The 17,908-nt window shown below is 64.4% G+C and carries 17 protein-coding genes, 1 tRNA gene and 3 pseudogenes; 9 read left to right on the top strand and 12 right to left on the bottom strand.

The window, feature by feature from the left end:
* The first annotated feature begins 23 nt into the window (after window positions 1-23).
* The 3 genes and pseudogenes from argJ to ACFJGX_RS25535 all read left to right on the top strand — a co-directional run bounded on the left by argJ (window position 24) and on the right by ACFJGX_RS25535 (window position 2,594).
* Window positions 24-1,270: pseudogene (argJ, locus tag ACFJGX_RS25545) on the top strand (bifunctional glutamate N-acetyltransferase/amino-acid acetyltransferase ArgJ).
* Complete coding sequence (locus ACFJGX_RS25540) at window positions 1,267-2,145, top strand: ATP-binding protein (RefSeq protein ID WP_382161360.1); 879 nt, start codon at window positions 1,267-1,269, stop codon at window positions 2,143-2,145. Before argJ ends, ACFJGX_RS25540 begins: the two are co-directional and overlap by 4 nt.
* Window positions 2,142-2,594, top strand: a complete 453-nt coding sequence (locus ACFJGX_RS25535; protein ID WP_382323372.1) for an NUDIX domain-containing protein — start codon at window positions 2,142-2,144, stop codon at window positions 2,592-2,594. The genes ACFJGX_RS25540 and ACFJGX_RS25535 overlap by 4 nt, the downstream gene beginning before the upstream one ends.
* A gap of 30 nt (window positions 2,595-2,624) precedes the next feature.
* On the opposite strand, the gene ACFJGX_RS25530 is transcribed toward ACFJGX_RS25535, so the two are convergent.
* The 8 genes from ACFJGX_RS25530 to ACFJGX_RS25495 all read right to left on the bottom strand — a co-directional run bounded on the left by ACFJGX_RS25530 (window position 2,625) and on the right by ACFJGX_RS25495 (window position 9,318).
* Window positions 2,625-2,828, bottom strand: a complete 204-nt coding sequence (locus ACFJGX_RS25530; protein WP_382323373.1) for a DNA gyrase inhibitor YacG — start codon at window positions 2,826-2,828, stop codon at window positions 2,625-2,627.
* Between the two features lie 8 nt (window positions 2,829-2,836).
* Window positions 2,837-3,592, bottom strand: coding sequence for a cell division protein ZapD (gene zapD / locus ACFJGX_RS25525; RefSeq protein ID WP_382327307.1), 756 nt, complete (start codon window positions 3,590-3,592; stop codon window positions 2,837-2,839).
* Between the two features lie 43 nt (window positions 3,593-3,635).
* Entirely contained in the window at window positions 3,636-4,250 is a 615-nt protein-coding gene (gene coaE, locus ACFJGX_RS25520; RefSeq protein ID WP_382323374.1) for a dephospho-CoA kinase, read from the bottom strand.
* Window positions 4,247-5,110: a prepilin peptidase gene (locus ACFJGX_RS25515; RefSeq protein ID WP_382323375.1), complete on the bottom strand. Its 864-nt coding sequence runs from the start codon at window positions 5,108-5,110 to the stop codon at window positions 4,247-4,249. The genes coaE and ACFJGX_RS25515 overlap by 4 nt, the downstream gene beginning before the upstream one ends.
* Entirely contained in the window at window positions 5,110-6,327 is a 1,218-nt protein-coding gene (locus ACFJGX_RS25510) for a type II secretion system F family protein (protein ID WP_291121454.1), read from the bottom strand. Before ACFJGX_RS25510 ends, ACFJGX_RS25515 begins: the two co-directional genes overlap by 1 nt.
* Before the next feature lie 41 nt (window positions 6,328-6,368).
* Window positions 6,369-8,102: a type IV-A pilus assembly ATPase PilB gene (gene pilB / locus ACFJGX_RS25505; protein ID WP_382327305.1), complete on the bottom strand. Its 1,734-nt coding sequence runs from the start codon at window positions 8,100-8,102 to the stop codon at window positions 6,369-6,371.
* 158 nt (window positions 8,103-8,260) lie between these two features.
* Window positions 8,261-8,337 (bottom strand) — tRNA-Pro (locus ACFJGX_RS25500).
* A gap of 51 nt (window positions 8,338-8,388) precedes the next feature.
* On the bottom strand, window positions 8,389-9,318 hold the full coding sequence (locus ACFJGX_RS25495) for a polyprenyl synthetase family protein (protein ID WP_382325896.1): 930 nt from the start codon (window positions 9,316-9,318) through the stop codon (window positions 8,389-8,391).
* 264 nt (window positions 9,319-9,582) lie between these two features.
* Between ACFJGX_RS25495 and rplU the strand changes: the two genes are divergently transcribed.
* The 4 genes and pseudogenes from rplU (at window position 9,583) to proB (ending at window position 12,578) form a co-directional block, all read left to right on the top strand.
* Window positions 9,583-9,894, top strand: coding sequence for a 50S ribosomal protein L21 (gene rplU, locus ACFJGX_RS25490; protein ID WP_382161335.1), 312 nt, complete (start codon window positions 9,583-9,585; stop codon window positions 9,892-9,894).
* A 13-nt stretch (window positions 9,895-9,907) separates the two neighbouring features.
* Window positions 9,908-10,164: pseudogene (gene rpmA, locus ACFJGX_RS25485) on the top strand (50S ribosomal protein L27).
* Window positions 10,165-10,304: 140 nt separating this feature from the next.
* The gene (cgtA, locus tag ACFJGX_RS25480; RefSeq protein WP_382323376.1) at window positions 10,305-11,378 is read left to right on the top strand and encodes an Obg family GTPase CgtA; all 1,074 of its coding nucleotides are present in this window, start codon (window positions 10,305-10,307) and stop codon (window positions 11,376-11,378) included.
* A 69-nt stretch (window positions 11,379-11,447) separates the two neighbouring features.
* Window positions 11,448-12,578 (top strand): glutamate 5-kinase, encoded by a 1,131-nt coding sequence (gene proB, locus ACFJGX_RS25475; RefSeq protein ID WP_382328809.1) that lies wholly within the window; start codon window positions 11,448-11,450, stop codon window positions 12,576-12,578.
* Window positions 12,579-12,599: 21 nt separating this feature from the next.
* On the opposite strand, the gene ACFJGX_RS25470 is transcribed toward proB, so the two are convergent.
* Window positions 12,600-13,136, bottom strand: a complete 537-nt coding sequence (locus tag ACFJGX_RS25470; RefSeq protein WP_382323377.1) for a CNP1-like family protein — start codon at window positions 13,134-13,136, stop codon at window positions 12,600-12,602.
* Window positions 13,133-13,774 carry an RNA pyrophosphohydrolase gene (locus ACFJGX_RS25465; protein ID WP_291114902.1) on the bottom strand — a complete coding sequence of 214 codons (642 nt, stop codon included), beginning with the start codon at window positions 13,772-13,774 and terminating at the stop codon, window positions 13,133-13,135. Before ACFJGX_RS25465 ends, ACFJGX_RS25470 begins: the two co-directional genes overlap by 4 nt.
* 182 nt (window positions 13,775-13,956) lie before the next feature.
* Between ACFJGX_RS25465 and ACFJGX_RS25460 the strand changes: the two are divergent.
* Both ACFJGX_RS25460 and ACFJGX_RS25455 read left to right on the top strand, forming a co-directional pair.
* Window positions 13,957-15,704, top strand: a pseudogene (locus ACFJGX_RS25460) (proline--tRNA ligase).
* Entirely contained in the window at window positions 15,701-16,330 is a 630-nt protein-coding gene (locus ACFJGX_RS25455; RefSeq protein WP_382161318.1) for a lytic transglycosylase domain-containing protein, read from the top strand. The pseudogene ACFJGX_RS25460 and the gene ACFJGX_RS25455 overlap by 4 nt, the downstream one beginning before the upstream one ends.
* Before the next feature lie 14 nt (window positions 16,331-16,344).
* Here the strand turns inward: ACFJGX_RS25455 and ACFJGX_RS25450 are convergent, their stop codons facing one another.
* The gene (locus ACFJGX_RS25450; RefSeq protein ID WP_382323378.1) at window positions 16,345-17,349 is read right to left on the bottom strand and encodes an AAA family ATPase; all 1,005 of its coding nucleotides are present in this window, start codon (window positions 17,347-17,349) and stop codon (window positions 16,345-16,347) included.
* A gap of 184 nt (window positions 17,350-17,533) precedes the next feature.
* Window positions 17,534-17,857, bottom strand: coding sequence for a Grx4 family monothiol glutaredoxin (grxD, locus tag ACFJGX_RS25445; protein WP_291114910.1), 324 nt, complete (start codon window positions 17,855-17,857; stop codon window positions 17,534-17,536).
* Between the last annotated feature and the right edge of the window lie 51 nt (window positions 17,858-17,908).

Genomic DNA, 17,908 nt, shown 5'->3' with positions numbered 1-17,908 from the left:
CACGGTACATCCACGGAGTTCACATGCCTGTTCAACTCAACGCCCCCTCGCCACCGATCTGCTGCCCGTCGCGGGTGTGCGCATCGGTGTGGCGCAGGCGGGCATCCGCAAGGCCAACCGCAAAGACCTCACGGTGTTCCTGCTCGATGAAGGCTGCGCCGTGGGCGCGGTGTTCACGCAGAACCGCTATGCGGCCGCACCGATTCAGGTGTGCCGGGACCACCTGGCGTCCGGGCAGTCGATCCGCGCGCTGGTGATCAACACCGGAAACGCGAACGCCGGCACCGGTGAACCGGGCCTGGCCAACGCACGCCAGACCTGCACCGCGCTGGCGCGCTCGCTCGGTCTGCACCACGAACAGGTGCTGCCGTTCTCGACGGGCGTGATCATGGAGCCGCTGCCGCTGGACCGTCTGCTGGCCGGCCTGCCGCTGGCGCTGGCTGACGCGGCACAGCCTCAGACCGAGGGCGGCGCGCAATGGCTCTCCGCGGCTCAGGGCATCATGACCACCGACACCTTGCCCAAGGCCTTCAGCCAGCGCTTCGAGCTGGACGGGCGGACCCTCAGCGCCACCGGCATTGCCAAGGGCGCGGGCATGATCCGGCCCAATATCGCCACCATGCTGGGTTTCCTGGCCACGGACGCCGCCGTCGCGCCCGAGCTGATGAATGCGCTGGCGCGCCGCCTGGCCGATGCTTCCTTCAACCGCGTCACCGTGGACGGCGACACCAGCACCAACGACTCCTTTGTCGTGGTGCGCACCGGGCGGGCGGGCAACACACCCATCACCGATCTGGAGAGCCTCGCAGGGCGTGCGCTGCTGGCGGCACTCACCCCGGTGGCGCGGCAGTTGGCGCATGCCATCGTGCGCGACGGCGAAGGCGCCACCAAGTTCATCACCGTGCAGGTGGACGGTGGCCGCGACGCCTCGGAATGTCTGCTGGCCGCGTACGCGGTCGCTCACTCGCCCCTGGTGAAGACGGCGTTCTTCGCCAGCGACCCGAACCTGGGCCGCATCCTGGCAGCGGTGGGCTACGCGGGCATTCACGACCTGGATGTCAACGGCATCGATCTGCACCTTGGTGACGTGCATGTGGTCAGCGCCGGTGGGCGCCACCCGGCCTACAAGGAAGAGGACGGCCAGCGTGTCATGAAGCAAGCCGAGATCCTGGTGCGAATCGGGCTGGGCCGGGGCACGGCGAGCGAGACCGTGTGGACCTGCGACTTCAGCCACGAGTACGTGACCATCAACGCCGACTACCGGTCATGAACGAGCACTTCGAACGCCTGCTGCAGCGCGCCGAGCAGCTCATCACCCGGATCGAGGCGGTGCTGCCGCAGCCCATGTCGGCGCCCGACTGGGCCGCCGCCGTGGCCTGGCGTTACCGCAAGCGCAGCAGCGGCCATGGCGTGCTGGAGCCGGTGCGACACGTGGGTGCGATGCGCCTGGACGATCTGCAGGAGATCGACGGGCAGAAGGAAAAAATCCAGCGCAACACCCTGCAGTTCGTGCAGGGGCTGCCGGCCAATAACGTGTTGTTGACCGGTGCCCGCGGTACCGGCAAGTCCTCGCTGGTGCGCGCCTGCCTCAACGAATACGCGCCGCAAGGCCTGCGGCTGATCGAGGTGGACAAGTCCGACCTGGTGGATTTGCCCGACATCGTCGAAGTGGTGGCTGAGCGGCCCGAGCGTTTCATCGTGTTCTGCGACGACCTCAGTTTCGAGGATGGCGAGCCAGGCTACAAGGCGCTCAAGTCCATCCTGGATGGCTCGGTTTCGGCCGCGAGCCCCAACGTGCTGATCTACGCCACCAGCAACCGCCGCCACCTGCTGCCCGAGTACATGAAGGAAAACCTCACCTACACGCACACGGCGGATGGCGAGGTGCACCCGGGCGAGGTGGTGGAGGAAAAGATTTCCCTGTCGGAGCGCTTCGGCCTCTGGGTGAGCTTCTACCCGTTTAGCCAAGACGAGTACCTCACCATCGTCGCGCAGTGGCTCAGCTCGATGGGTGTGCCTGCCGCTGACATTGCGGCGGCGCGGCCCTTGGCACTGGTCTGGGCACTGGAGCGCGGTTCGCGCAGCGGTCGGGTGGCCTACCAGTTCGCGCGCGACTACGCGGGCACCCACGCCATCCAGGCATGAGCGCGCCAGTGCTGGTGGTCGATGCCGACCAGGACGCGCCGCGTCCTGCCGACCGGCCCGTGGTGGACGTGGCCGTTGGCGTGCTGATCGCTCCCGATGGTGCTTTCCTGCTGACATCCCGTCCACCGGGCAAGGTGTATGCCGGGTACTGGGAGTTTCCGGGCGGCAAGCTGGAGGCGGGTGAAACCGTGGAGCAGGCGCTGCGGCGCGAACTTCAGGAAGAGATCGGCCTGACCATCGGCACCGCGCACATCTGGAAAGTGTCGATGGTGGACTACCCGCATGGACTGGTGCGGCTGCATTTCTGCAAGGTGCGCGACTGGACCGGTGAGCTGCAGATGCGCGAAGGCCAGCAGTTTGGCTGGCAAACCCTGCCGGTGTCGTGTGCCCCTGTGCTGGCCGGTACCGTGCCTGTGCTGGAATGGCTGGCGGCCGAACAGACGGTTTGAGGTCGGTCTGCTGAACCGCGGGAGGCGGTTTCAGCTTTGTTCGAAGCCGGGGTCGCTCTGACCTTCCTTTTCCGGCAGGCCGAATTCCTCGTTCGCCCAGGCACCCAGATCCATCTGCTTGCAGCGCTCGCTGCAGAACGGACGGTACGCGTTGCTCGGCGCGTAGATGCTGGGCCCGCCGCAATTCGGGCAGCGGACGGTTCTGACGGATGTGTGGGTGGCTTTGTCGCTCACGGCCGACCTCAGGCGCACAGGGTCAGTTCAAACGCGGCGTCCTCCTGCGCTGGATGCAGGCGGTCGTCTTCGCCGTGGCGCATCAGGCGCACCGACAGCATCAGCCGGTTGCCGCTGATTTCGGGGATGAGCCCCGTGGACGGGTCGATGCGCAAGCGCAGCAGCTGGAAGCTGCGGCCCTGCGGCAGGGTCAGCTGGAACTGCGCACCCGGCGCGACCACCTTCTGGGCCGAACCCGATTCGCGCAGCATCTTGAGCAACTGCACGATGGACTCGGCCAAGGGCGCCAGCGGTACCGACCAGCGATGCAGATCGGCCCGGCGTTCCTCCGCGCTCCGGTGCTGCCAGTGGTAGTAGCCGGGCAGATCAAACTCGCAGGTGCCGCCTGGAATGCCGATGCGGCTGCGGATGCTCATCAGCCAGTCGTTCTCAGTCAGGGCCTGGCCGGTCTTGCCGGTCATTTCGCTCAGTTGCGTGAAGCAGTCTTCCAGCTTCTGGATGACCTCTTCCAGGGCCTGCTCCGCGATCATCGGATTGCCGCGAAAACCGATGAGTTGCTGCTTGTGCCGGTCCAGATCCTTGAGCACATCCGACTTCATGTCGGCCCGGGCCGCCACGTCCATGATCTCGAAGATGGTCTGGATCGCATAGTGGTGATCCAGCGGGTGGCTGCGGGGCACCAGTTCCACCATGCGACGAAACAGCTGTTCAAGCCGCAGGTAGGTGCGAATGCGTTCGTTGAAGGGGTAGTCGTACAGGATCACGGCAGCGGGGCGGTCGCGGGACGGAGCGGCGGGTGGGGGTTCATCATAGCCCGAACCGCTTGGCCAGGGCCTCAGCGGCGCGCTCCAGCAGGGCCAGGTCGTCGGCGTCGTTGAAGACCACGAGGTCGGCCGCGGCCAGGCGCAAGGCACGCGGACTCTGGTTGCGCATCACGGCTTCGGTGGTGGTGGCGTCCCATCCACTGCGAGCGTTCACGCGGCGGATCTGCGTGGTGGGCGAGCAGTCGACCACCAGCACGCGGTCCAGCTGAGGCCGCCAGCGTGGGGACTCGACGAGCAGAGGCACATCGAACACCAGACAGGCAGAGGCCGATGCCTGGGCCTGGCGCTGGATTTCCGCGCCCACCAGCGGATGGATGATGTGCTCCAACGTGTGGCGGGCTTCGGGGTGTGCGAACACGTGATCGCGCATGCGCTGCCGGTCGAGGGCGCCATCTGGAGCCAGGAATGCCGGGCCAAAGGTGTGTGCGATGGCGGGCATCGCGGCGCCGCCGGCTTCGGTGCTGCGGCGGGAGATGGCGTCGGCATCGATCACACCGGCGCCACGGGCCTGCAGCAGGCGCGCCAGCGTGCTCTTGCCACTGCCAATGCCACCGGTGAGTCCCAGCCGCAGGGGCGGCCTGTGAGGCGTCTGGCTCACAGGCCGATGGCGGCCAGAATGGCCGAAGGGCCAAAGACCATCGAGGTCAAGCCGGCCAATGCCAGGAAGGGGCCGAAAGGCACATAGCCTCCCTCGCGCAGGTTGCCTTTGAGTTTGATGGCGATGCCCACCACGGCACCGATCACCGAGGCCATCAAGATCACCGGGATCAACGCTTGCCAGCCGAACCACGCGCCGAAGGCGGCGAAGAGCTTGAAGTCACCGTAGCCCATGCCTTCCTTGCCCGTGATCAGCTTGAAGGCCCAGTACACCAGCCAGAGCGACAGGTAGCCTGCCACAGCCCCCCAGAGAGCGTCCGGGAGCGCGGTGCCTGTCAGTCGCAGACCTGCTGCGCACAGGCCGGCCCACAGCAAGGGAAGGGTGATGTCGTCGGGCAGCAGCGTGGTGTCCCAGTCGATGCACGCGAGTGCCAGCACCGCCGCAGAAAAGCCGCACCAGGCCAGGGCCTCCCAGCCCAGCCCCCATTGCCACCCGCACCAGGCGAACAGGACCGCGGCCGTCAACTCTACCGCCGGATAGCGTACGCTGATCGGCGCGTTGCACTGGCTGCATTGGCCGCGCAACGCGAGGTAGCTGAACACCGGGATGTTCTCGAACCAGCGGATCTGATGTCCGCAATGCGGGCAGCGCGAGCGCGGCACCATCAGGTTGAATGTTTCAGCTTCTGGTGAGGCCGCTGCCGGATTCTCTACCGTGTTCTGAAGATCCGCGCATTCGGCCGCCCAGCGCAGTTCCATCATCTTGGGCAGGCGGTGAATCACCACATTGAGAAAGCTGCCCACCAACAAGCCGAGCAAGCCCAGCAGCGCCGCGCCCGGCACGCCCGCTTCCGCCAGCATCAAACCACCTGGCCCAGCTTGAAGATGGGAAGGTACATCGACACCACGATACCGCCAATGACGGTCCCCAGCACAACGATGATGATGGGCTCCATCAGGCTGGAGATGCCCGCCACCATGTCGTCGACCTCGGCTTCATAGAAGTCGGCGGCCTTGCCCAGCATGTGGTCGATGGAGCCCGACTCCTCACCGATGGCGCACATCTGCAGCACCATGGATGGGAAGATGTTGGCGTTGGTCATGGCGTTGGTCAGGCTGGTGCCGGTCGACACCTCCTGCTGGATCCGTTCGGTGGCGATGGCGTAGACCGAGTTGCCCGATGCACCACCCACCGAGTCCAGTGCTTCCACCAGGGGCACGCCCGCCGCGAACATTGTCGCCAGCGTGCGCGTCCAGCGGGCGATGACCGATTTTTCGATCAATGGACCAAAGATCGGCAGCTTGAGCAGCAGGCGGTCCATGAACCGCTGCACCTTCTCATTGCGCCGCCAGGCCTGCATGAAAAAGTAGAAGCCGCCACCGAGGACGCCAAAGATCAACCACCAGTACTCGGTGAAGAACTCGCTTATCGCGATCACGAACAGGGTCGGCGCGGGCAGATCGGCGCCGAAGGAGGAGAACACCTCCTTGAACGAGGGGATCACGAAGATCATGATGATGGTCACCACCACGAAGGCCACGATGATCACGGCGATCGGGTACATCAGCGCCGACTTGATCTTGGACTTGAGCGCCTCGGTCTTCTCCATGTAAGTGGCGAGGCGGTCCAGCAACTCCTCCAGAATACCGGCGGCTTCACCGGCTTCCACGAGGTTGCAGTACAGGCTGTCAAAGTACAACGGGTGTTTGCGAAACGCCGAACTCAGCGAGGTGCCGGTTTCCACATCGGTGCGGATGTCGTTGAGCAGCTTGGTGACGCTGGGGTTGGCGTTGCCCCGGCCGACGATGTCGAACGCCTGGAGCAGGGGCACACCGGCTTTCATCATGGTGGCCAGCTGGCGCGTGAAGATGGCAATGTCCTTGGGCTTGATGCGCTTGCCCGAACTCATGCGGCGCTTCTTGACCTTGCCGGGCACGATGCCCTGGCGCCGCAGCGCAGCCAACACCTGGTTTTCTCCCGCGGCCCGTGTTTCTCCACGCACGGTCTTGCCGTTGCGGTCTTTGCCCTCCCACTCGAAGACGGCGTCCTTGACGTTCTTGGATACTGCGGTTGCCATGGTGTCCCTCTATCCCTCTGAGCCTTGTGTCTGGAACTGCATCACTCGTTGGTCACGCTGAGCACTTCTTCCAGCGAAGTCATGCCCAGCTTCACCTTGAGCAGACCCGATTCGCGCAGCGTGCGAACGCCCTCCTTGCCGGCCTGCTGGGCAATGTCGAGCGCGCTGCCACCACGCAGGATGATGCGTTGGATTTCTTCCGAAATGGGCATCACCTGGTAGATGCCGACGCGGCCCTTGTAGCCGTTGTTGCAGGCCGAGCACCCCACGGGCTTGTAGGGCGTCCAGGTGCCATCAAGGTCTTCCGGCTTGAATCCGGCGTCCACCAGGGCCTTGCGCGGTACGTCCAGCGGCGCCTTGCAGGTGGCGCACAGGCGACGGGCCAGCCGCTGGGCGGTGATCAGGATCACGCTGGAGGCGATGTTGAACGTGGGAATGCCCATGTTCATCATCCGCGTCAGTGTGGTCGGCGCGTCGTTCGTGTGCAGGGTGGACAGCACCATGTGACCGGTTTGTGCGGCCTTGATCGAGATGTCCGCCGTTTCGAGATCGCGAATCTCACCCACCATGATCACGTCGGGATCCTGGCGCAGAAATGCCTTGAGGGCCGCCGCGAAGGTCAGGCCCGCCTTCTCGTTGACGTTGACCTGATTGACACCCGGCAGGTTGATTTCCGACGGATCTTCCGCCGTGGAAATGTTGATGCCTGGCTTGTTCAGGATGTTCAGGCAGGTGTACAGCGACACCGTTTTCCCCGACCCCGTGGGGCCGGTGACCAGCACCATGCCGTATGGCCGGCTGATCGCGTTCAACAGCCGCTCTTTTTCCTCGGGTTCGTAGCCCAGGGCATCGATGCCGACCTTGGCGCTGCTCGGGTCCAGAATACGGATCACGATCTTCTCGCCGAACAAGGTGGGCAGGGTGCTGACCCGAAAGTCGATCACGCGGTCCGGTCCGATCTTGAGTTTCATGCGCCCGTCCTGGGGCACACGCTTCTCCGAGATGTCCATGCGGGAGATCACCTTGATCCGCGACGCCAGCTTGTCCTTGATCACGATCGGCGGCGACGCAATTTCACGCAGTTCGCCGTCCACCCGAAAACGGACCCGGTAGTTGTGCTCGTAAGGCTCAAAGTGCAAGTCGGATGCCCGCATGTTGAATGCGTCAATCAGCATCTTGTGCAGGAACTTGACCACGGGCGCGTCGTCGACCTCCGACGCCTTGTCGGTCACGTCGCTCACGCTCGTCTCAGTGGCCGCCTCGTCGAACTCGAACTCGCCACCGATGATGTTGTCCATCGTGTCGTTGACGCTGGTGGTCTGGGTCTCCACCAGTTTGCTGAGCTTGTCGTACTCGGCAATCACCCAGTCCACGCCCATCTGGGTCGCGAACTTGATCTTCTCGGCGGCCTGTTGGTCGGCTGGATCGGCCGTGCGCACCATCAAGCGGTTGTTGCGTTTGCTCAGGACGACGATGCGGTAGTCGCTGCAGATCTTGGGATCGAGCAGGCCGGCGGGCAGGCGTTGCACGTCGATCGCGTCCAGATCGAGCAGTGGCGCGGCAAACGCCACCGACATGGTGTGGGCCAGATCCGAAGCGGACACAGCCCCTGAGCCGGTCAGCTCTGCGATGAAGCTGGAGCGGCCGCTTTGTGCTTTGCGATAAAGATCTTCAGCCGCCTTCTGGCCAAGCTTCCCCGCAGACACGAGCGCGCGGCCCAGGCCTGGCAAGGCCATGGACGGGGTCTCCTGGGGGACGGTTTCGACGGACGCCATAGATTTCTATTTATCGTAAATCAAGGACTTGCCCGCCATTATTGAGGCAACTTGTGTCGGAAATGCGGATTCCCCCGCTGGCCGTTGTATCGAGGACGCGAAATCCGACCGGCCGGTCGTTGGCTCGGTCTGAACGGCAATGTCTGAAAGGGGGAAACTGGTCGGGGTGAGAGGATTCGAACCTCCGGCCTCTACGTCCCGAACGTAGCGCTCTACCTGGCTAAGCTACACCCCGATGGACCGAAAATGGTCGATCGTCTGAAGGCCGTTGGCCTTCCGTGGCTGCTCAAGATCGACGCTCAAGCAGGCCAGCCGCCAATTGTAGCAAAGCTGCGCTGTAGGCATTGACCGGCAGTTGCTTGGCGGCCTCGATTGCCCGTTGGGCCTCCGCGTGCGCACTGACCCGAGCCGCATCCAGGGCACCCGTTTGAAGAATGATGTCCCTGATGGCATCGAGGTGCGCCACGTCGCCCTGTTCGATGGCCTGACGCAGCAGCGCCTTCTGCGCCTCGGAGCCGGAACGCAGGGCGCAAATGATGGGCAGCGTGACCTTGCCTTCGCGCAGGTCATCCCCCAGGTTCTTGCCCAGTTCATCGGCACTGCCCTCGTAGTCGAGCACGTCATCGATGACCTGAAAGGCAGTGCCCAGGGCCTGCCCGTACTCCGCGCACAGGGCCTCGGTATGGGCATCCGTGCCCGCCAGGATGGGCGCCAAGCGGGCGCTGGCTTCGAACAGCTTGGCCGTTTTGGAGCGGATCACGCGCAGGTACGCGGCCTCGTCGATGGTGGCGTCGTGCATGTTCATGAGTTGAAGCACTTCGCCTTCGGCGATCACGTTGGTGGCGTCGGACAGCACCTGCATCACGCGCATGTCGTTGATGTCCACCATCATCTGAAAGGCGCGGGAGTAAAGAAAGTCACCCACCAGCACACTGGCGGCATTGCCAAACCGCTCGTTGGCGGTCTCGCGCCCCCGGCGCAAGGTGGACTCGTCCACCACGTCGTCGTGCAGCAGGGTCGCGGTGTGAATGAACTCCACGACGGCCGCCAGCGTGTGGCGCTGGGGGTTCTGGCTGTTGATCGCGCCGCTGACCAGCAGCAGCAAGGCCGGGCGCAAGCGCTTGCCGCCCGCCGAGATGATGTACTGGGCAACTTCCCGGACCAGCGGTACCTCGGTGGTCAGGCGTTCGCTGATGACTTGGTCCACCCGCTGCATGTCGGGCTGGATCAGCTCCAAGGGGCTGGCGGGGGAATTGATGGGGGTGGTCAAGGTGGAAACGCGGGATCGGTAGGGGGTGTCGGGCCGGGTTGGGATTATAGGAACGGTGCCCCAGGCCCTCTGAAAATGGCCGCGCCAGGGAGCCGCGAGGGCGGTAGCATGCCAGCCGCTTGCCGGTTTTCCGGGCACATGCTAAAATCTAGGGCTTGGTGGAATTGGGTCCGCCGAGCTTCCATTCGTGGAATTTTTAAAGAGGTTCATATGTACGCGGTCATAAAAACCGGTGGCAAACAGTATCGTGTTGCTGCTGGCGAAAAAATTAAAGTAGAACAGATTGCTGCGGATGTGGGCCAAGAGATCGTGTTTGACCAGGTACTCGCTGTCGGCAACGGCACCGATATCAAGGTTGGCACTCCCTTGGTTTCCGGCGCAACGGTCACGGTCACGGTGTTGGCCCACGGCAGGCACGACAAGGTCAGCATCTTCAAGATGCGCCGTCGCAAGCACTACCAGAAGCGCCAAGGGCACCGTCAGAATTTCACCGAACTGCAGATTGCTTCGATCGCAGCCTGAGGAGTAAGTCAACATGGCACAGAAAAAAGGCGGCGGCTCAACGCGAAACGGGCGCGATTCCAAGCCCAAGATGCTCGGCGTGAAGGCGTTTGGTGGCGAGCTGGTCAGTGCTGGCTCGATCATCGTGCGTCAGCGCGGTACCAAATTCCACCCCGGCATGAACGTGGGCGTGGGCAAGGACCACACCATTTTTGCAACGGTCGATCGCACGTGAGCTTCGCCATCAAAGGCGCGCTGAACCGTCAGGTTGTCAGCATCACCCCTGTCTGAGCGGGCGTGCTCCCGTGCTGCAAGATTGAAAAATCGGTGCAGTGCGATGAGGCACATGTGATACGTTGAATGCAAAAGGCCCGCCCGTGCGGGCTTTTTGTTTGGCCCTTCTCTAGCAGTTCCTTCCTGGAAAGCATGTCATGAAATTTGTGGACGAAGCCACGATCGATGTCGCTGCGGGCGATGGCGGCAATGGCTGCGCATCTTTCCGGCATGAAAAATACAAAGAGTTCGGGGGGCCCGACGGCGGCGACGGTGGCCGTGGTGGCGATGTGTACGCCGTGGCGGACGCCAGCCTGAACACCCTGGTGGATTTCCGGTTCACCCGCCGCTTCGAAGCGCATCGCGGCGAACACGGCAAGGGTTCGGACATGTTTGGCGTCAAGGGCGACGACATCGTGCTCAAGATGCCGGTCGGCACCATCATCGCGGATGCGGAGACCGGCGAAGTGCTGTTCGAGTTGCTGCAGCCCGGTGAACAGGTGACGATCGCCAAGGGGGGCGATGGTGGCTTCGGCAACATGCACTACAAGAGCTCGACGAACCGCGCGCCGCGTCAGAAGACGCCCGGCTGGCCCGGCGAGAAGCGTAGCCTGAAGCTGGAGCTCAAGGTGCTGGCCGATGTGGGCTTGCTGGGCATGCCCAACGCGGGCAAGTCGACCTTGATCGCGGCCATCTCCAACGCGCGCCCCAAGATCGCCGACTACCCTTTCACCACTTTGCATCCCAATCTGGGTGTGGTCCGCGTCGGGCCGGAGAAGAGCTTCGTGGTGGCCGATGTACCCGGGCTGATCGAAGGGGCGTCGGAGGGCGCTGGCCTGGGACACCAGTTCCTGCGGCACCTGCAACGCACGCGCCTGCTGCTGCACATGCTGGATGTGGCGCCCTTCGATGAAGGGGTCGATCCTGTCGCGCAGGCCAAGGCCATCGTGGCGGAGTTGAAGAAATTCGATCAGAAGCTGTACGAGAAACCTCGTTGGCTTGTGCTCAATAAGCTGGACATGGTGCCCACCGAGGAGCGGGAGGCCCGGGTCAAGGACATCGTGAAACGCCTGAAATACAAGGGGCCCGTCTTCGAAATTTCAGCGCTTACCCGCGAGGGTTGCGAACTGCTGGTGCAGAAGATCTACCAGCACATCGCGCAGGTGCATCAGTCGATGCAAGCGCCTGTGGATGTGGATCCCCGTTTCGTGAATGGTCCGGACACCCTCTGATTTCGATTCTGCCCACCCATGGACACCGCCTCGACTTCTCCGCCTGTTGATTCAATGAATGTGCATGGCATGGCCCCGGCGGCCGTGTTCAAGACCGCTCGCCGCATCGTGGTCAAGGTGGGTTCCAGCTTGGTGACCAACGAGGGCCGCGGCCTTGACGAAGAAGCCATCGGGCAATGGAGTCAGCAATTGGCGGCCCTGGTGCAGCAGGGGCGTGAGGTCATCATGGTCAGCAGCGGCGCGGTGGCCGAAGGCATGAAACGCCTGGGCTGGACCGTGCGGCCCAAGGAGATCAACGAACTTCAAGCTGCGGCGGCCGTAGGGCAGATGGGCCTGGTGCAGATGTACGAGACCAAGCTGCGCGGTTGTGGCGTCGGCAGCGCGCAAGTGCTGTTGACGCACGCCGACCTCGCGGACCGTGAACGTTATCTCAATGCCCGCTCGACCCTGTTGACATTGCTCCAGCTGGGCGTGGTGCCGGTGATCAACGAGAACGACACCGTCGTCAACGACGAAATCAAGTTTGGCGACAACGACACACTGGGCGCGCTCGTGGCCAATCTGGTGGAGGCCGACGTGCTCGTGATCCTGACCGACCAGAAGGGCTTGTACACGGCCGATCCCCGGCGCGATCCTTCCGCTCAGTTTGTTCACGTGGCCCGCGCTGGCGATGCACGCCTGGAAGCCATGGCGGGCGGCGCGGGCAGCGGCATTGGCAAGGGCGGCATGATCACCAAGATACTGGCCGCCAAACGCGCCGCCGGTTCCGGGGCCTCCACGGTCATCGCCTGGGGCCGCGAGCCCGACGTGCTGTTGCGACTGACGGCGGGTGAAGCCATCGGCACCTGCCTCGTGGCCCAGACACCCAAGCACCAGGCGCGCAAGCGCTGGATTTCCGATCATTTGCAGTTGCGTGGCGCCGTCGTGGTGGACGATGGCGCGGTCGGCAAGATCGTGGGCGAAGGCAAGAGCCTGCTGCCTATCGGCATGACGGGCGTCGACGGCGAGTTCTCCCGAGGGGATGTGATCGCGGTGCGCGATGCGCGCGGGGCCGAAGTGGCGCGCGGATTCGCCAACTACGCGAGCAGCGAGGCCCGGCTCATCTGCCGCAAGTCATCGCAGGACTTCGAGCGTTTGCTGGGTTACGTGGCTGAACCCGAAATGATCCACCGCGACAACCTCGTCCTGGCGCGCGGCTAAGGCCAGCGCCCCCGGGCCCGCTCAGCGCGTTTCCGGGCGGCCGTGTTTGAGGGTGTGCAGGATTTTCTGCGCGCTGCCGTTGATGGTTCGGCCTTCGCAGATGCCCGCCCGTGCCAGCAACATGGCGGGGCGGGTGGGTCCGGAGAACGACAGCTCTTGCCATGCTTCCTTGGCGTTGACGTTCCAGCTGGACGCGTTGTTGTTCCAGCGTCCATAGGTCTTGACTTCGGCCGTCTGGCAACGCAGGCCCTGGTACAGCACATTGAGCGCCCCGCTGGAGCTGCGGGCGACCAGCACATAGCGCACCACACCGTCCTCGCCCACGCTCAAGGTCTTGGGGTCGATACCGTAGCTCAACGCCGTACCGGCTGAGACCTCGAAGGCCTGCAATTGGTCGATGCTGAAAGTGGGCGGCGGCTTGACCGCCGCTTCCTGCCACGCAGGGGCGTCCGGGTCGTCTCGCAATTGGGCCTGCAATGCAGGGCTGAAACCCAGAAACGAAATCAGGGCCGCTGCGACGGACAGGCATCGCGGCAACCGGTGGCGGGCAGAAGTCATTTGTGTTCGATGTGGGCAGAGCGGGAGCCGCTCTGCGGGTCGGGATCAAAACTGGCGCCCGGGGGCAGTTCCAGGCCCGGCGGTGGGGCCGACAGGGACGAGGATTCGGGACTTTCGTCGTGGCGGTGGCGGGAGCCACCGCGCAGGTAGCGGTTGCGGGTGTCGTTCTTGGGCAGGTAGCGCGAGAGTTCGGTGAGCGCCATTTCGTAGACGCCTCGTTTGAACTCCACGACCACGTCGAGCGGTACCCAGTAGTCGTGCCAGCGCCAGGCGTCGAACTCCGGATGGCTGGTCGCGCGCAGGTTCAGGTTCCAGTCCTGCGCCACGAGGCGCAGCAGGTACCAGATCTGTTTCTGCCCCTTGTAGTGGCCGCGTGCATCGCGGCGGATGAAGCGGTCCGGCACTTCGTAGCGCAACCAGTCGCGCGTGCGGGCGACGATGCTCACGTGCTCGGGCATGAGCCCGACTTCCTCGTGCAACTCGCGGTACATCGCCTGCTCAGGTGTCTCGCCTCTGTCGATGCCACCTTGCGGAAACTGCCAGGAGTGTGAGCGGATGCGCTTGCCCCAGAACACCTGGTTTCGCTGGTTGAGCAGAATGATGCCGACATTGGGCCTGAAGCCTTCTCTGTCAAGCATAATCAACCCCAAATTTTTAAACTGTGTTCATTATGCATCGCGGCATGCAAGTTGCGAAGTGATCACACACCTGTTGCATCTCCGGGCGCAGGTGGGCCGTCCAGATCGCCGGATGCGCCGTTCTCCCGGTTCCCACCTCCGATGTACCGCAACACTGCCTCGCGGCAGAACCCAGCTCGCCCATGAAAGCCTCCCAGTTCCTGATTTCCACCCTCAAGGAAGCCCCGGCCGACGCGGAAGTCGTCAGCCACCAGCTGATGACGCGCGCCGGCATGATCAAGAAGCTCGGCGCTGGCATCTACAGCTACATGCCCATGGGCTTGCGCGTGATCCACAAGGTGGAGGCCATCGTGCGCGAAGAAATGAACCGGGCAGGTTCGGTGGAGCTCACCATGCCGGTGATCCAGCCGGCGGAGTTCTGGCAGGAAACCGGGCGCTTTGACAAGATGGGGGCCGAGCTGCTGCGCATCAAGGACCGGCACGACCGAGATTTCGTGGTGCAACCCACCAGTGAGGAAGCTGCGCACTGACATTGCGCGCCAGGATTTCCGCAGCTACAAGCAGTTGCCCAAGAACCTGTACCAGATCCAGACCAAGTTCCGTGATGAGCGGCGCCCGCGTTTCGGCCTCATGCGGGGCCGCGAATTCATCATGAAGGACGCCTACAGCTTCGACCGGGACGAGTCGACAGCCAAGCTGAGCTACCAGGTGATGGCCGCGGCCTACCGGCGCATCTTCGACCGGTTCGGCCTGCGCTACCGCGCCGTGGCGGCCGACAGCGGCGCCATCGGCGGCGATCTGAGCGAGGAATTCCAGGTGATCGCCGCGACCGGGGAAGACGCGATCGTCTACTGCCCGGCGAGCGACTACGCCGCCAACATGGAAAAGGCCGAGGCGCTGGCGCCGGCTGGACCGCGCCCCGCGGCAGCCAACCCCATGGTCAAGACGCCCACGCCCGGCAAGGCCACCTGCGCCGACGTGGCGACGCTGCTGGGCGTGCCTCTGGCCACCACGGTGAAATCGCTGGTGTTTGCGCACCGACGAACTCGACGAGGCGGGCGAGGTCGCCAAGAGCCAGGTCTGGCTGTTGCTGCTGCGCGGCGACCACGACATGAACGAAGTCAAGGTGGCCAAGGTGCCGGGGCTCAACGCCGGCTTCCGGTTCGCCACCGGCGCCGAGATCGATGCGCACTTCGGCTGCAAGCCAGGTTACCTGGGCCCGATCGGCCTGAAGAAGCCGGTGAATCTCGTGGTCGACCGCGAGGTGGCCGTGTTGGCGGACTGGATCTGCGGGGCCAACGAGCCGGACTTCCACATGACCGGTGTGAACTGGGGCCGCGACCTGCCCGAGCCGACCCTGGTGGCGGACCTGCGCAACGTGGTCGAAGGCGATGCCTCGCCCGACGGCCAGGGCGTGCTGGCGATCGAGCGTGGCATCGAGGTCGGCCACGTGTTCTACCTGGGCACGAAGTACAGCAAGGCCATGAACGCCACCTTCCTGGGCGAGGACGGCAAGCCCGCGCATTTCGAGATGGGCTGCTACGGCATCGGCATCACGCGCCTGCCGGCCGCGGCGATTGAGCAGAACCACGACGAACGCGGCATCATCTGGCCCGACGCGCTGGCGCCGTTCACGGTGGTGGTCTGCCCCATCGGCATGGACCGCAGCCCCGAGGTGAAGGTCGCCGCCGAACAGCTGTACAGCGAGCTGCTGGCGGCTGGCGTGGATGTGATCCTGGACGACCGGGGCGAGCGCCCCGGCGCCATGTTCGCGGACTGGGAGCTCATCGGTGTGCCGCACCGCGTCACCATCGGCGACCGCGGCCTCAAGGCCGGGCAGGTGGAATACCAGCACCGCCGCGATGCCGCCGCCACCCAGGTGGCGTTGGGCGAGGTGGTGGCGCTCCTGAAGGGCAAGCTGGGCGCATGAAGCCGCTGGTCTGGTCGCGCCGCGACTGCCTGCTGGCTGCCGGCGCGCTGGGCCTGGGCTCTCTGTCCCCGGTCGCGCACGCCGGCGGCCAACTGGAAGAGCCCCTGGCCGATTCGGTGCGCGGTGCCTTGAGCGCTGCGATCGCCAACAGCGCGCCGCCCGTGCCCGAGTTCACCGACCTGGAAAAACGCCTGGCCTATCTGCGCTGGCTGGGCGCTTCCAGCGACCGGCTGCAGCGCCGCAAGCCGGATTTCCAGACCCGCATCGAGTTCCTGCAGACCCTCTGGTACGAAACCCGGCGCGCGGGGCTGGACACCACCCTGGTGCTGGGGCTGGTGCAGGTCGAGAGCGCGTTCCGCAAGTTTGCCATTTCGCGCGTGGGCGCTCGGGGCTACATGCAGATCATGCCGTTCTGGTCGCGCCTGATCGGCGACGGCGATGCCAGCCGGCTCTTCAACATGCAGACCAACCTGCGGTTTGGCTGCGTGATCCTGCGCCACTACCTGGACCGCGAACGCGGTGACACCTTCCTGGCGCTCGGCCGCTACAACGGCAGCCGGGGCCGCGCCGAGTACCCGAACGCGGTCTATGCCGCGGCCAGGAACTGGGCCCACCCGGACGCCTGAGCGCGCCAGGCCGTTTACTGAAGAAAGCCGATGCGGCCTTTGCCCGCGCCCGCGCGAGGCAGATCTTCGGGTTCGATGCGATAGCGGTTGTCCAGCCGCGCATTGCCAAAGCCGGTGACGAGCGCGCGGCGCATCTCCCGCGGCGCGAGCGTCGCCAGCAAATCCAGCACGTCGTTGGCCGGTTCGGGGTCAAAACGCTGGCCCCAGTCGTGCTCCCCCAGAATTCCCCGGTAGAGGTGGGCCGCGATCTTGCGCGCGGCCTCGGGTGAGGGCGGCGAGATCTCGTACACGTTCATGCGGTTCATGATGGGCTCGGGGATGCCGCGCTCGTGGTTGGCCGTGGTGACCCAGATCACCTGGCTGGCGTCGATCGGCACTTCCGCGAACTCGTCGACGAAGCTCTGCGCCGTGTCGTGTTCCAGCAGGCTGTAGAGCGCACCCAGCGGGTCGTACTGCGCGTCCGCAGCCGCCTTGTCGATCTCGTCCACCACGATCACCGGGTTCGCGTACTGCCCATCCACCAGGGCCTCGAACACCTTGCCGGGCTTGGCGCCTTTCCATTGCGAGGACGAGCCCGAGAGCAGCCAGCCGGCCGTCATGGAACTCATGGGCACCAGGCTCATGCTCGTGCCGAGCAGGTCGGCGAGCTGGCGCGCGAAGTGGGTCTTGCCGACGCCGGGCGGGCCCAGCAGCAGGATGGGTGTGACTTCCAGGCTGTCGCGGCTGTCCTGGCTCAGCGCCACGTGGCGCTTCACATCGTCGAGCACTTCACCAAAATTGGGCAGCAGGTCGTAGAGCGGTGCCATGTCGGGCACGCCCGAGGGCTTGACCGCGAAGCGCTGGGGACCGCGCTCCAGCATGCGCTGCCAAGTGTTTCGAAGGCTTTCGTAGTCGCGTTCGTTGCCGCTGGCTTGCAGGTGGGCCAGCTTGCGCTCGACGTCGTCGGCGCTGAACACGCTGCGCATCTGGGCGATGGGCAGACCGAGGGAGGGTGAAGCGACCAGGCTGCGAGAGCTCATGCGATTCTCCTTGAGGTTCGGTGGCGATTTCATTCAAGCACACAACATGCCCGACCTCAATGCAGAAATGCCCGGCAAAGTCACCGCATTCCGAAAGATGGGCACGAGGTGTGCGAAATCGCGCACCAGAAACAACAAGGCCACCCGAAGGTGGCCCTGGCTGGCGCACGAGAGGAGAACGGGATCAGGCTTCGCCGTTGATGACCTGTTGCAGTTCGCCGGACTGGTACATCTCCATCATGATGTCCGAGCCGCCGATGAACTCACCCTTGACGTAGAGCTGCGGGATGGTGGGCCAGTTGCTGTATTCCTTGATGCCCTGGCGGATGCCGTCGTCTTCGAGCACGTTGACGGTGGTCAGCGTTTTCGTCTCGACGCCACAGGCCTTGAGGATCTGGATCGCACGGCCGGAGAAGCCGCACATGGGGAAGCTCGCGTTGCCCTTCATGAACAACACGATGTCGTGGGATTTGACCAGCTGGTCGATTCGGGTTTGCGCGTCGCTCATGGCTGAAAGTCCTTCTGCGGAAGGGTCTGGAGAGACCCGGAAACGGCTCAC

This window comes from Hydrogenophaga sp. UC242_50, from assembly GCF_042697355.1.
Taxonomy (GTDB): domain Bacteria; phylum Pseudomonadota; class Gammaproteobacteria; order Burkholderiales; family Burkholderiaceae_C; genus Hydrogenophaga.
Note: the sequence above shows the minus strand (reverse complement) of the source record. Positions and strands in the feature narration are given on the sequence as shown.